The organism is Luteimonas arsenica (genome assembly GCF_004352825.1).
GTDB classification, from domain to species: domain Bacteria; phylum Pseudomonadota; class Gammaproteobacteria; order Xanthomonadales; family Xanthomonadaceae; genus Luteimonas; species Luteimonas arsenica.
Window position 1 is genome coordinate 283,777 of record NZ_SJRW01000002.1, and the last position, 13,082, is coordinate 296,858.

A 13,082-nucleotide genomic window follows, 5' to 3' on the forward strand; every position below is an offset into this window, starting at 1 on the left:
CGGCGCCAGCAGGGAACCGGGAATGCCCGAGCATGAGAAGCGCATCGCACTGCTGATCGACGCCGACAACGCGCCCGCCTCCAAGATCGAGGTGATCCTGGCCGAGATCGCCCGCCACGGCGTCGCCAACGTGCGCCGCGCCTATGGCAACTGGAAGAGCCACAACCTGGTGGGCTGGGAGAAGGTCCTGCACACCTGGGCGATCCGCCCGATCCAGCAGTTCGCCTACACCAGCGGCAAGAACGCGTCGGACATGGCGATGGTGATCGACGCCATGGACCTGCTGTATGCGCGCAACCTGGACGGTTTCGCCATCGTTTCGTCGGATGCCGACTTCACGCCGCTGGTGATGCGCCTACGCAACGACGGCCTGGCGGTGTACGGCTTCGGCCAGGAGAAGACGCCGCAGCCCTTCGTGCGCGCCTGTTCCACCTTCCTGTACCTGGAGAAGCTGGGCGAGCCCGACGGCGATGACGACGAGGAGTCCCGGCCGGCCCCGTCGCCGTCGCAGCTGCAGCACGATGCCGACCTGGTGCGCCTGCTGCGCGGCGCCATCGACGCCACGCAGGGCGAGGACGGCTGGTCGAGGCTCGGCGCGGTCGGCAGCCACATCGGCAACCAGGGCTCCTTCGACCCGCGCAACCACGGCTACCGCAAGCTCAGCGACCTGATCGAGGCGATCGAGCTGTTCGAAGTGCGCCGCCAGGGGCAGGTGATCGAAGTGCGCAACCGCAGCCTTCGCGGCGGTGGCCGTCGGCAGGCGGCGGCGAAGGGCAATGCGGATGCACCCGCGGCGAAGTCGGGTGGCGCCGCCAGCAAGGCTGCGAAGCCCGCCAAGACCGCGAAAACCCCCAGGGCAAGGAAGGCACCGCCCAAACCCGCAGCTTCGTAAGCGCGCTTTCCCGGTTCGCCGGCTTTGGCTCTTTGGCTCTTCGCTCATCGTCCCGAAGCCGACCAACGCCACAGCCCGTCCCGTGCACAGGGGGTGTGCGAACAGCCGGCCATGGATGGCCGGCGGCCGGCTTCCGTAGCTGGACGCGGAGGCGGCCGGGGGAGCACACCCCCCTGTGCACGGGACGGGCAGCGCGCGCTCCAACGGAGCTGCTTCAGTGCTACCCGAAGCACGCCCCGCAGGTGCCCGACGAAATCAGTAGAGGTCGACAGGATCCACATCCAGCGACCAGCGCACGCGGCGCGCTTCGGGCAGCGCGTGCAGGCCGGCGACCACCGCGTCGAGCACCGCGTGCAGCGCGCGGCGCTGCGGTGACGACAACAGCAGTTGTGCGCGGTGCATGCCGGCGCGCCGCGGCATCGGCGCCGGGATCGGGCCGGCAACCAGCAGGCTGCGCGCTTCCTCCGGCGGCAGCGCGCCACGCGCCGCATTGAAGGCTTCGCCGGCCGCGCGCAGGAACGCATCCGGCACCCCGGCCTGCTGCGCCTCCGCGCGCAGCAGGGCCATGTGCGCGAAGGGCGGGAAGCCGGCGGCCTCGCGCTGGCCGAGTTCGGCGTCGGCGAAGGCGCGGTAGCCGCCGTTGACCAGCACCTCCAGCAACGGATGCCCGGGATGGTGGGTCTGCAGCAGCACCTCGCCCGGGCGCTCGGCGCGGCCGGCGCGGCCGGAGACCTGGATCAGCAGCTGGGCCAGCTTCTCGCTGGCGCGGAAATCCGCGGAAAACAGGCCTTCGTCGATGCCGACCACGCACACCAGCACCAGCTTCGGCAGGTCGTGGCCCTTGGCCAGCATCTGAGTGCCGACCAGGATGCCGGGGCCGTCGTCGAGCTTCGCCAGTTCGCGCGCGAGCCCGTCGCGGCGGCGCGTGCTGGCGCTGTCGATGCGCAGCACCGGCACGTCGCCGAAGCGCGCGGCCAGCAGTTCCTCGATGCGCTCGGTGCCCACGCCCTGCGGCTGCAGCGCCAGGCTGGCGCAGTCGGGGCAGGCCATTGGCACCGGCCGCCGCGTGCCGCAGTGGTGGCACTGCAGGCGGCGGCCACCGGCGTGCACGGTCATCGGCACCGCGCGCTCGGGCGTGCTGCAGCGCGGGCAGGCCGCGCTCCAGCCGCAGTCGTGGCACAGCAGCACCGGCGCGTAGCCGCGGCGGTTCTTGAACACCAGCACCTGGCCGCCGCCGTCGAGCGCGGTGCGTACCGCCGCCAGAAGTTCCTCCGACAGTCCCGCCTGCAGCGGGCGCTTGCGCACGTCGAGCACGCGCACCCGCGGCGGCTTCGCCTCGCCGGCGCGCTCGCGCAGGCGCAGGTGGGCATGGCGGCCGGCGCGCGCGTTGTGCAGGGTTTCCAGCGAGGGCGTGGCGCTGCCCAGCAGCACCGGCACGTCCAGCGCCTTGCCGCGCACCAGGGCCACGTCGCGGGCGTGGTAGCGGATGCCGTCCTGCTGCTTGTAGCTGCCGTCGTGCTCTTCGTCGACCACGATCAGGCCGGGCTTCGGCAGCGGTGCGAACACCGCCGAGCGCGTGCCCACGATGACCTGCGCTTCGCCTCGCCACGCCGCCGCCCAGGCGCGTGCGCGCTCGCCGTCGTTGAGCCCGGAGTGCAGAGCGTGCACCGGCACGCCCAGGCGCGCGCGAAAGCGCGCCAGCATCTGCGGCGTCAGCCCGATCTCCGGCACCAGCACCAGGGCCTGGCGACCGTGGGCCAGGCAGCGCTCGGCGATCGCCTGCAGGTAGACCTCGGTCTTGCCGCTGCCGGTGACGCCTTCCAGCAGCACCGGCGCAAAGCCTTCGGCGGCGCGCAGCGCTTCGAGCGCGGCGGCCTGTCCGGCATTGGGTGCGGGGCCGGGTTGTGCGGTGACTGTTGCCGCCGCTTCGATTGCAACGCGAAGGGCGAAGCCGCGCTCCTCCAGGCTGCGCGCCGCCGTGCGCCAGCCGTCGATCCGGTCGTCGAGCAGGTCCTCGGCCACGGCGCCTTTGCGCAGCGCCTCGGCCAGACGGCGCGGCCGCGCGCCGTTGCGCAGCCCGGCCACTGCGTTCGCGCCGGCCGCGGTCAGCGCCCAGCCCCAGGCCGTGGTGTCGGGCAGCGGCTCGCCGCGACGCAGGGCCGCGGGCAGGGCGGTGGCGAAGACTTCGCCCGCCGGGACGTGCAGGTAGCGCGCCAGCCAGCGACAGGTCGCCAGCAGTTCGCCATGGAGCAGGGGCGCCGGGTCCAGCCAGGCCACGGCTTCGCGCAGCGCCGGGGCGTCGGCGGCGGCGGGGCCGGTCGCGGCCACCACCCCGACCAGCTCGCGCGGGCCGAAGGGCACGCGCACGCGCCGGCCGATGTCGTCCGGCCCCATCGGGTCACCGCCGGGCGCGAGGTAGTCGAACAGGCGCGGCAGCGGCAGCGGCAGGGCGATGCGCAGGACGTCGGAGGGCATGGCGGAAGTCTAGCGACTCGCCCGGGGGCGCCGTTGGGGGGGTTGCGGGCCAAAGCTGCCTTGCAAACTACGTTTAGGCTGCAAGTCGCGGAACTGAAAAGAAATTTCTCTTATCCACACGAAATGTGGATAAGTCTGTGCATGGTGCGCACGGTGGCGGCCGCAATGCCCGTGAAAGCGGCATTCGCGACGGTTTGGTGAAAAATTGATCAATCCATGAAATTCCTTTCGAATCAATTATTTGACCGTGAAACATGGTTGAAGCATTGCTCCACGTGGGCGTGAAGGCCGGATCAATGACATTCGCGTGACCGCTGTGAACAACCTTCGCAGCCGGAATCGGCCCCGGCCCGGTCGTTGAACGCGAAATGTGCGGGTCGTCAAGTCCCGGCTTCGGCCGGGACGACGGCTATCATGGCGCCCTGCCTGTGCCTGAACCCATGACGTCCCGAAGCCTGCCTGACCCCGCCGAAGCCACCGCGCCCACCGCCCTGGGGGCCTTCCTGCGAGGAGTGGAGCGCCGTGGGCTGGTCTTCGCGTGGCTGCTGTCGGGCTCGCGCGAGGCCGGAGCGGAGGCCCTGGCCTGGGCCCTGGACCGGTTTCGCAGCGAAGCCGGGCGGACGCCGTTCGGGGACTGGTCGCGCCGCTTCTGGTCGCTGCTGCTGGCCGCGCCTGGCCTGCGCACGCCGCCGGCCGAACCCGCCTGGGACCCCGGCTTCGAATGGCTGTCGCAAATCGGTCATGGCCCGCGCGCGGCCCTGTTGCTGCGCCTGGTGGCGGGCCTGGCGGAATCCGATGCCGCCAGCGTGCTGGGCATCGCCCGTCCGACATATCGCCTGGGACTGCAGCGCGCGCTGCCGCATGGCGCCGACGGCAGCGCCGACGTCGAGGCCTGGCAGGCGCTGGGCCGGGCCGCGCAGGAACGGGTACGCAAGCTGCCGGCGCCGGCGGTGGCGCGGTCGACGGACGCAGACCTGCGCCGCAGCGATCACGCGGCGCCAGGCCGACGATCGCCGGCGCGCGGCGTGCGCGTGGCGCTGTGGCTGGTGGCGCTGCTGACCCTGTTGGCGCTGGTCGCGACCTTCAAGCCCTGGAGCCGGTTGCCGGCGGGCCTGGCCGAGGCACCCGACGCCATCCTCAGCGAAGCCCTGCCGGAGGCCGAGCCGCCGGCCGGCCGCTATGCGGAGTCGGACGCGCTGGAGCTGCATCCCGACCTGGCCTTGCTGCTGGATGCCGGCAACGCAGACGCCGCGGCGGCCGATCCGGCCTTCCATGCCTGGCTGCGGGTCGAAGGCGAAGCAGGGATGGAAGGCGAAGCCGGCGCCGGTGCCAAAGGCAATGCCGGAGAAACTGCCGCCACCGGCGGTCCCCTGCCTGACCCGGCCGCTGCCGTGGCAGCCGCGGATGCCGCCGCGGTGGCTGCCGCTGCGCGTGCCGATGCCGCCGCCGCACAGCCGCCGGCGCAGCGCCTGGCGGCACTGGATCCGGTCGCGCGCCGCCAGCTCGCACAGCGCCGCGACGCCTGGGATGCCCTGCCGCATGCCGAGCGCGGCGAACGCCGCGAGCGCTGGCAGGCCTGGCGCGAACTGCCTGCCGGCGAGCGCGCCGCGCTGCGCGCTTCGGCGCTCCGCTTCGCCGCGCTGGCGCCGGACGAGCAGGCCGCCCTGCGCGCGCGCTTCGATGCCCTGGACGCCAGCCTCCGCCACGGTTGGCTGCTCGGCCCCGACCTCGGCGCCGACTATCCGCGCCTGCACCCCCTGGTCGCGCAGGTGCCGCCGGATGCGCGCGCGGCCTTGATCGAGGCCCTGCGCGGGCTCGATGCGCAGGCGCGCGAGGACCTCGCGGTGCTTGCCGCGCGCACCCCGCCGCAGGCGCGCGCAGGACTGCGCGTCGAGCTGCTGGCCACGCCGCCTGCGCAGCGTGGCCGCTGGCTGCGCACGCGCGTGTCGCCACCCTGACGCCGGCCTGCCCATGTCCCTGCACACGCCCCCTGCGCGCTTCGGCGGCGAGGTTCGCGCTACCGCGGTGCTCGCCGCGCCGCTGGTCGCCGGCCACTTCGCCACCGGCCTGATCGGCTTCGTCGACAGCGTGATCGCCGGCCGCCACGGGACCGCGACGCTCGCGGCGGTGTCGGTGGGCACGGCCATGTTCTGGCTGCCGATGATGATCCCGATGGGCACGCTGATGGCGCTGCCGCCGTCGGTGTCGCAGCTCGACGGCGCCGGCCGCCGCGACGCGATCGCGCCGCTGTTCCGGCAGTCGTTGTGGCTGGCGCTGGCGCTGGGCCTGCTGCTGTTCGCCTTCCTCAGCCTGGCGACGATGGCGCTGGCGCCGATGGGCATCGACGAATCCATCCGCCCCGGCGCGCGCGACTTCCTGCACGGCATCCGCTGGGGCGTGCCGGCACTGACGCTCTATTACGCGATGCGCTACCTCAGCGACGGCCTGCACTGGACGCTGCCGACGATGCTGCTCGGCTTCGGCGGCCTGCTGCTGCTGGTGCCGCTGGGCTGGGCCTTCGCCTTCGGCCGCTTCGGCCTGCCGGAGATGGGCGCGGGCGGCCTGGGCCTGGCCTCGGCGCTGATGATGTGGGCGCAGGCGACGGCGTTCGCGGCCTACCTCGCGCGTTCGAAGCGCTTCGCGCCGCTGGGCCTGTTCGCGCGCTTCGATCCGCCGCGCTGGCCGCCGATCCGCGAGCTGCTGCGCACCGGGCTGCCGATCGGGGTGACGGTGGCGATGGAGGGCGGGCTGTTCATCGTCACCGCGCTGCTGATCGGCCGCCTGGGCCAGGTCGAGGCGGCCGCGCACCAGATCGCGATCAACGTCGCCAGCCTGTGCTTCATGATCCCCTTCGGCCTGGCCGAGGCGACCACGGTGCGCGTGGGCCACGCGCTCGGCGCCGGCGGCGGTCGCGAAGGCGTGCGCCGGGCGACCTACGCGGGCCTGGCCCTGGTGCTCGGGACGCAGGCGTTCTCCGCGCTGGTGCTGGTGCTCGGCCACGACGCGATCGTCGCGGTCTACACCGCCGATGCCGCGGTCGCGGCGCTGGCGACCTCGCTGCTGCTGTTCGCGGCCGCGTTCCAGTTCCCCGATGGCATCCAGGTGCTGTCGGCCGGCGCCCTGCGCGGGCTCAAGGACACGCGCGTGCCGATGCTGCTGGCCGCCTTCGCCTACTGGGGCGTGGGCATGGCGATCGGCGCCTGGCTCGGCCTGGGGCTGGGCCACGGCCCGCGCGGCATGTGGATCGGCCTGATCGCCGGCCTGGTGGTCGCGGCGCTGTTGATGGCCGCGCGCTTCCTGCGCACCAGCGGCCGGCTCCCCCGGACGGCGCAGTGACCAAAGGCGGGTGACGGGGCCGGCCGCCAGCGGTGATACTGGCGGCGTCGCATCCCTGCCATCGAGTCGCCCGCCATGTCCGAAACGTATCCGAACGCTCCGCGCCGCCGCGGCCCCATCGCCCGCGTCGTCGTCGGTGCATGGGATGCCCTGAACTTCACCCGCCGGCTGGTGTTCAACCTGCTGTTCCTGTTCCTGCTGGTGGTGGTCCTGGTGGCGATCTTCAGCGCCGAGCGGGCCAAGCCGCTGCTCGACCGCACCACCCTGGTGATCGCGCCCGAAGGTGCCCTGGTCGAACAGTTCAGCGTCGACCCGGTGAGCCGCGCCCTCGGCAAGATGAGCGGCCAGGACGTGCAGGAAGTGCGCCTGCGCGACCTGCTGCGCGTGATCGAGAAGGCGGCCGACGACAAGCGCATCGAGCGCGTGCTGCTGCGCACCGACCGCATGGCGTTCTCCGGCTACGCCTCGCTGCGCGAAGTCGCCGACGCGATCGGCGCGCTGCGCGCGTCCGGCAAGGAAGTGATCGCCTTCGGCGAATACTTCGGCCAGGCCCAGTACCTGCTGGCCGCGCAGGCCAACGAGGTCTACATGGATCCCTACGGCGGCATGGTGCTGGAAGGCATCGGCCGCTACCGCCAGTACTACCGCGAAGGCCTGCAGGAAAAACTCGGCGTCGACATCCACCTGTTCAAGGTCGGCGAGTACAAGTCCGCGGCCGAGCCCTACGTGCTCGACCAGGCCTCGCCGGAGGCCAAGGAGGCCGACCTGTACTGGATGAACGACATCTGGCGGCGCTTCGTTGGCGACATCGCCAAGGCGCGCGGGCTGGATGCCGCAGCGCTGTCCGCGGCCGTGGACGCGCTGCCCGAAGGCGTGCAGGCGGCCGGCGGCGACCTCGCGAAGCTGGCCGTGGAGCAGAAGCTGGTCGACGGCCTGAAGACCCTGGAAGAAGTGCAGCAGCTGCTTGCCGAGCGCGGCGAAGCCGACGAGGACAGCGACAGCGGCGTGCGCGAAATGGCCTGGGACGCCTACCTCAAGCACGTCACCAGCCCGATGGCGGCCGCCGACGCGCGCCCGCAGGTGGCCGTGGTCGTGGCCGAGGGCACGATCATGGACGGCGAGCAGAACCCGGGCAACGTGGGCGGCGAGTCGACCTCGGCCCTGCTGCGCGCCGCGCGCGAGGACGACAACGTCAAGGCCGTGGTGCTGCGCGTGGATTCCCCGGGCGGCGGCGTTTTCGCCTCCGAGCAGATCCGCCGCGAGGTCGAGGCCCTGAAGGCCGCCGGCAAGCCGGTAGTGGCTTCGATGGGCGACCTCGCCGCGTCCGGTGGCTACTGGATCAGCATGGACGCCGACGCGATCTATGCCGATCCGTCCACGATCACCGGCTCGATCGGCATCTTCGGCATGATCCCGACGATTCCCCGCACCCTGGAGAAGATCGGCGTGCGCACCGACGGCGTCGGCACCACGCGCTTCGCCGGTGCCTTCGATCCGACCCGCAGCCTGCAGCCCGGCGTGGGCGAGGTGATCCAGAGCGTGATCGACAAGGGCTATCGCGACTTCACCGGCAAGGTCGCCGCCGCGCGCGGCCGCAGCGTGGAGGAGATCGACCAGGTGGCCCGCGGCCGCGTCTGGAGCGGTGCGCAGGCGAAGGAGCGGGGGCTGGTCGACGAATTCGGCGGCCTGCGCGACGCGCTGGCGAACGCCGCCGAGCGCGCCGGACTGGGCGAGGCCGGCACCTGGGGTGTGAAGTACGTCGAGAAGCCGCTCACGCCGTTCGAGAGCTTCGTCGCCGGCATGGCCGAGAGCCGGCTGGGCGCGACGATGGTCGCGCGCACGGGCTTTGCCGACCGCCTGCTGATGCAGGCGATGCCCGGCGTCGCCGGCGACCTGCGCTTCATCGAACAGGCCCTGTCCCGTGACGGCCAGCCGGTGAAGGCCGTCGTGCACTGCTTCTGCATGCCGTGAGCGCCGTGGACCGGTCGCGCTGGAGGCTGGAAGGACAGCTGGCCCTGGTCACCGGCGGCAGCGCCGGCATCGGCCGCGCGATCGCGGCCGAGCTGCTGGGCTTCGGCGCGCGCGTGCTGATCGCCGCGCGCGACGGCGATGCGCTCGAGGCCGCGCGCGAGGAACTGCTCGACGAATTCCCCGACGGCGACGTGCGCGCCCTGATCGCCGACGTCTCCGACGACGAACAGCGCAGGGAGCTGCTGGACTGGGTGGAGGACCAGGGCGAGGGCCTGAACATCCTGGTCAACAACGCCGGCGGCAACCTCGGCAAGGCCGCGATCGATTACACCGAGGACGAGTGGCGGGAGATCTTCGAGGTCAACCTGTTCAGCGCCTTCGAACTCAGCCGCTACGCGCATCCGCTGCTCACACAGCACGCGACGAGCTGCATCGTGAACGTGGGCAGCGTCTCCGGCGCCACCCACGTGCGCACCGGCGCGCCCTACGGCATGAGCAAGGCCGCGATGCACCAGATGACCCGCAACCTCGCCTGCGAGTGGGCCGAGGACGGCATCCGCGTGAACTGCGTGGCGCCCTGGTACATCCGCACCCGGCGCACCTCGCCGAAGCTGGCCGATCCGGATTACCTCGACGACGTGCTGCTGCGCACCCCGATGGGGCGCATCGGCGAACCGGAGGAAGTGGCGGCCGCGGTGGCCTTCCTGTGCCTGCCGGCGTCGTCCTACGTCACCGGCGAATGCATCGCCGTGGACGGCGGTTTCCTGCGCTACGGTTTCTAACCTCCGCCATCGCGGCAGCTCGGCAGCGATGGACGTCGCGACAGGTCTCCGGAACCGCCACCTGCAGCCTCACCGGGAGTCAGCCATGATCCGATCGAACACTTTCCGCCCGCAGGCCGTGCTGGCCGGGCTCTTCATGCTGCTTGTGGCCGGGGCCTGCGTCGCGCAGGGCGCGCCGGCCACGACCGGCACCGCAGCAACGCAGGCCGAGCCACCGGGCTATGACGCCGCGCTCGCCGAACGCCTCGGCGCCGACGACTACGGCATGCGCAAATACGTGCTGGTGATCCTGAAGACCGGTCCCACGCCGCTGCCCAGGGGCGAGGCCCGCGACGCGATGTTCCAGGGCCACTTCGCCAACATGAAGCGCCTGGCCGCAGAAGGGAAGCTGGTGCTGGCCGGTCCCCTCGACGGCGTCGACGGCCGCCGCGGGATCTTCGTGTTCGACACTGCCGACCTTGAAGAGGCCCGTGCGCTGGTGGCCACGGATCCCGTCATCGCCAGCGGCGAGATGGAGGCCGAACTGCATGCGTATTACGGTTCGGCCGCGCTGCTGCTGTTGAACGAGGCGCACGGGACGATTTCGCGAAAGTCGTTCTAGGGCAGGCCCGGTGGCCCACGCTCCAATGGAAAGGCCCCGCGCGTCGCGTCCATGCGACGCGCGGGGGTGTTACTTCAGCGTCACCAGCTGCCCGAGGACGCCGTCCAGGCCGCCGAAGACGGTCAGCCTGTCGATCTTCTCGGTGACCTTTTCCAGGGCCTCCAGCTCCTTCAGGCGCATGAGGACCGGGCTTTCGTCGATCAGCTTCGCGGTGTTGAGCAGCGAGCGCGTGGCGTTGGCCTCCTCGCGGCGGCGGATCACGTTGGCCTGCGCCAGCTTCTCCGCCTGCACCACGCCGTTGAGGATCTCGCGCATCTCGCCCGGCAGGATGACGTCCTTGACGCCCACGCCGAGCACTTCGATGCCGAGCTCCTCCACGCGGCCGCGCACGTACGCGAAGATTTCCGCGTCCAGCGTGGCCTTGTCGCCGAGCAGTTCGTCGAGCGTCTTCGCGGCCACGGCCTTGCGCAGGCCGTACTGCAACTCGCGGTAGACGTAGTCGCCGTACTTCGCCACCCGCGTACGCGCGGCGACCGGGTCGGTCACGCGCAGCGAGGCGGCGAGGTTCACGCGCAGGCTCACCTTGTCGCGGGTCAACAGTTCCTGGCCCGACACTTCCATGGCCTGCACGCGCAGCTCGATGGTCTCCACCGCCACGTTCTTCCGGAAGTTCCAGAAGGCGTAGCTGCCGGCGCCGACCACCTGCTCGAGCGTGTTGTCGACGAACACCAGGCCCGCCGATTCGGCCGGCACCTCCAGCACCACGGCCACGCGGGCCAGGATGCCGAGCTGGCGCAGGCGGCGCGCCACGTCCGGCGCGACGCGCAGCCCCGCGGCCAGCGCGGCGTTCTCGACGTCAACCTGCACCAGGCCACGCCAGTACAGCGTGCGAAGACCCGGCGCCAGCACGTCCTCGAGTCGGCCGTTCTTCGACACCAGGCCGACCTCGTCCATGCCGATGTCGGCGAGCACGAAGGTTTCGCCGAGGCGGTCGCCCAGCGCGGCGATCAGCGTGTCGGCATCGTGGCCGGCGTACTCCGGCTTGCGGATGTCGTGCACGACGACCTCGAGCTGGTCGCGCCATGCGAACAGGCGGTGCACGCCCGGCGCGAGGACGCGCTCGAAGCGGCGATTGCGATACACCAGGCCGCGCTCAGCGTCACCGATCACGACCCTTCGGGTCCAGAACATCATGGGTTTTCTCCTTGTGAATGGCTCTGGTGATCCGGTTCGCTGGGGTGCGGGGAACCGGTTGCCGCGCTGCCGGCCACGGGATGCGGCCGACGGAAAAGGTGGAAACGTCCCTGGCGGACGCCGCGCGGGCGGCCGGTGCTGGCAATGGCGTCTGGCGAGGCTTTGCGGCGAGCCCATGAAGGCGCGCTTCCGCTTTTCCCCGCCGTCGGCCACCGCCAGGACGCGGTGCCGGTGCGGTGCCCGCTGCCTGCTTCGTTGCGCATCGCGATGGATTGCGACGCCTGGCGGAACAGACACGGGACGTTCCCGATTCGGGCTTGCGCCCTGTTGTGCTGATGACAATCAGCGATCGTTGGAGCGGGATTCGAACCCGCGACAAATGGATTAAAAGTCCATCGCTCTACCCGTCTGAGCTATCCAGTGGTCAACGTGCGGGACTCGAACCCGCAACCGACAGCATCCGAAGCTGTTGCTCTACCGATTGAGCCAACGTTGTCGCAGTCGCCTCGAACCGGCATCGGCATACGCCACGGCAACGCCGCGCGCACCGGACGGAACCAGAGCCCGCACCGCGGTTGCCGACCGAGATCCGACTGCGCATTGCCGCCTGTTTCGAAGCGGCAATCCTTTTGCGTCGCACCGCGCCGCGTCCCTGCCGCGGAGTCGCACGATGCACGCCTGTTCCAGGTGTCCTTTGCGAATGCGAAAACGAAAATGCCCCCGGCATGGAGTCCGAGGGCATTCGCTGTTCCTCGGAAGATCGGGGCGACCGATCTCCCGTGGCGGAGCCGGTCAGGTCAGGGCGCAGGCGCCTTCGTACGCAAACCACGCGCGCAGGCCCGCATCGCGCTTGAGCGGCGATGGGATCAGGCGGTTGGCGATGTGGTTCGTTATTGACATGGTCTTTGTGGTTTTGCGTGAAAGCGCGGACGCCGGGCCCGCGAAGGTTGCGCACCTTACTCGCGCTGATTCGGACATGCAATAAGAAATTTCATCCGGCGACGAGCGGTTCCGCCACACGGGTGGGCGGGAAGCGGGTGTATGTTTGCAGGGCCGCGGCTGCGTGCGGTCAACCAGACAAAGGAGTCGACATGGCGGGTTGGTACCAGATCTCGAAGACGTCCGACGGACAGTTCCAGTTCGCGCTCAAGGCCGGCAACGGCCAGACCATCCTGGTCAGCGAGCGCTACAAGGCGCTGGATTCGGCGCACAACGGCATCGCGTCGGTGCAGAAGAACTCACCCGACGACGCGCGCTACGAGCGCAAGGAAGCAAAGAACGGCAAGCCCTATTTCGTACTGAAGGCCGCGAACCACCAGGTCATCGGCAACAGCGAGATGTACGAATCCGAGGCCGCGCGCGAAAACGGCATCGCTTCGGTGAAGACCAACGGTCCGACCACGACGATCAAGGACGACAGCGCGGCCTGAGGTCGCGCCTGCGACGGTGCCCCGGCCCGCGGCCGCTCAGGCCGCGGCCGCGGTGCCGCCGCGGAAGATGAAATAGACGGCGCCCAGGATGCACAGGCCCGCCCACAGGTAGTCCAGCTTCAACGGCTCCTTCATGTAGAACACCGCGAAGGGCACGAACACCGCCAGCGTGATCACTTCCTGCAGGATCTTCAGCTGCCCCAGCGAAAGCACGGTATAGCCGATGCGGTTGGCCGGCACCTGCAGCATGTATTCGAAGAAGGCGATGCCCCAGCTGAGCAGCGCCGCCACGAACCAGGGCTTGGATCCCAGTTCCTTCAGGTGCGCGTACCAGGCGAAGGTCATGAAGACGTTGCCCAGGGTCAGCAGCAGGATGGTCAGGCCGATCTCGCGCATGGGAT

General features: G+C 70.8%; 10 protein-coding genes and 2 tRNA genes. 7 read left to right on the top strand and 5 right to left on the bottom strand.

Features of this window, described 5'->3' with window-relative positions; translation table 11 throughout:
* Positions 1 to 22: 22 nt before the first annotated feature.
* Positions 23 to 892 carry an NYN domain-containing protein gene (locus E2170_RS08755; protein WP_133000296.1) on the top strand — a complete coding sequence of 290 codons (870 nt, stop codon included), beginning with the start codon at positions 23 to 25 and terminating at the stop codon, positions 890 to 892.
* Positions 893 to 1,147: 255 nt separating this feature from the next.
* On the opposite strand, the gene E2170_RS08760 is transcribed toward E2170_RS08755, so the two are convergent.
* A complete protein-coding gene (locus E2170_RS08760; protein ID WP_133000297.1) occupies positions 1,148 to 3,367 on the bottom strand; it encodes a primosomal protein N' in 2,220 nt (739 codons plus the stop codon).
* 440 nt (positions 3,368 to 3,807) lie between these two features.
* On the opposite strand from E2170_RS08760, the gene E2170_RS08765 reads away from it, so the two are divergent.
* The 5 genes from E2170_RS08765 (at position 3,808) to E2170_RS08785 (ending at position 10,057) form a co-directional block, all read left to right on the top strand.
* Positions 3,808 to 5,325, top strand: coding sequence for a DUF3106 domain-containing protein (locus E2170_RS08765; protein WP_133000298.1), 1,518 nt, complete (start codon positions 3,808 to 3,810; stop codon positions 5,323 to 5,325).
* A gap of 13 nt (positions 5,326 to 5,338) precedes the next feature.
* Positions 5,339 to 6,703, top strand: coding sequence for an MATE family efflux transporter (locus E2170_RS08770; RefSeq protein ID WP_133000299.1), 1,365 nt, complete (start codon positions 5,339 to 5,341; stop codon positions 6,701 to 6,703).
* A 75-nt stretch (positions 6,704 to 6,778) separates the two neighbouring features.
* Complete coding sequence (sppA, locus tag E2170_RS08775) at positions 6,779 to 8,674, top strand: signal peptide peptidase SppA (RefSeq protein WP_133000300.1); 1,896 nt, start codon at positions 6,779 to 6,781, stop codon at positions 8,672 to 8,674.
* A 5-nt stretch (positions 8,675 to 8,679) separates the two neighbouring features.
* Positions 8,680 to 9,456: an SDR family oxidoreductase gene (locus E2170_RS08780; protein ID WP_133001143.1), complete on the top strand. Its 777-nt coding sequence runs from the start codon at positions 8,680 to 8,682 to the stop codon at positions 9,454 to 9,456.
* Between the two features lie 85 nt (positions 9,457 to 9,541).
* Entirely contained in the window at positions 9,542 to 10,057 is a 516-nt protein-coding gene (locus E2170_RS08785; protein ID WP_207914958.1) for a YciI family protein, read from the top strand.
* Positions 10,058 to 10,126: 69 nt separating this feature from the next.
* Here the strand turns inward: E2170_RS08785 and E2170_RS08790 are convergent, their stop codons facing one another.
* The 3 genes from E2170_RS08790 to E2170_RS08800 all read right to left on the bottom strand — a co-directional run bounded on the left by E2170_RS08790 (position 10,127) and on the right by E2170_RS08800 (position 11,746).
* Complete coding sequence (locus E2170_RS08790) at positions 10,127 to 11,248, bottom strand: slipin family protein (RefSeq protein WP_133001145.1); 1,122 nt, start codon at positions 11,246 to 11,248, stop codon at positions 10,127 to 10,129.
* Between the two features lie 355 nt (positions 11,249 to 11,603).
* Positions 11,604 to 11,671, bottom strand: a tRNA-Lys gene (locus E2170_RS08795).
* Position 11,672: 1 nt separating this feature from the next.
* Positions 11,673 to 11,746: transfer RNA gene (locus E2170_RS08800), tRNA-Pro, on the bottom strand.
* A gap of 596 nt (positions 11,747 to 12,342) precedes the next feature.
* On the opposite strand from E2170_RS08800, the gene E2170_RS08805 reads away from it, so the two are divergent.
* Complete coding sequence (locus E2170_RS08805; protein WP_133000301.1) at positions 12,343 to 12,681, top strand: YegP family protein; 339 nt, start codon at positions 12,343 to 12,345, stop codon at positions 12,679 to 12,681.
* 36 nt (positions 12,682 to 12,717) lie between these two features.
* On the opposite strand, the gene E2170_RS08810 is transcribed toward E2170_RS08805, so the two are convergent.
* Positions 12,718 to 13,077 (bottom strand): DMT family protein, encoded by a 360-nt coding sequence (locus E2170_RS08810; protein ID WP_133000302.1) that lies wholly within the window; start codon positions 13,075 to 13,077, stop codon positions 12,718 to 12,720.
* Positions 13,078 to 13,082: the final 5 nt, after the last annotated feature.

Coding starts and splice junctions, on each gene's coding strand:
- E2170_RS08755 (WP_133000296.1), top strand. CDS start 23: ATGCCCGAGCATGAGAAGCGCATCGCACTGCTGATCGACGCCGACAAC.
- E2170_RS08760 (WP_133000297.1), bottom strand. CDS start 3,367: ATGCCCTCCGACGTCCTGCGCATCGCCCTGCCGCTGCCGCTGCCGCGC.
- E2170_RS08765 (WP_133000298.1), top strand. CDS start 3,808: ATGACGTCCCGAAGCCTGCCTGACCCCGCCGAAGCCACCGCGCCCACC.
- E2170_RS08770 (WP_133000299.1), top strand. CDS start 5,339: ATGTCCCTGCACACGCCCCCTGCGCGCTTCGGCGGCGAGGTTCGCGCT.
- sppA (WP_133000300.1), top strand. CDS start 6,779: ATGTCCGAAACGTATCCGAACGCTCCGCGCCGCCGCGGCCCCATCGCC.
- E2170_RS08785 (WP_207914958.1), top strand. CDS start 9,542: ATGATCCGATCGAACACTTTCCGCCCGCAGGCCGTGCTGGCCGGGCTC.
- E2170_RS08790 (WP_133001145.1), bottom strand. CDS start 11,248: ATGTTCTGGACCCGAAGGGTCGTGATCGGTGACGCTGAGCGCGGCCTG.
- E2170_RS08805 (WP_133000301.1), top strand. CDS start 12,343: ATGGCGGGTTGGTACCAGATCTCGAAGACGTCCGACGGACAGTTCCAG.
- E2170_RS08810 (WP_133000302.1), bottom strand. CDS start 13,077: ATGCGCGAGATCGGCCTGACCATCCTGCTGCTGACCCTGGGCAACGTC.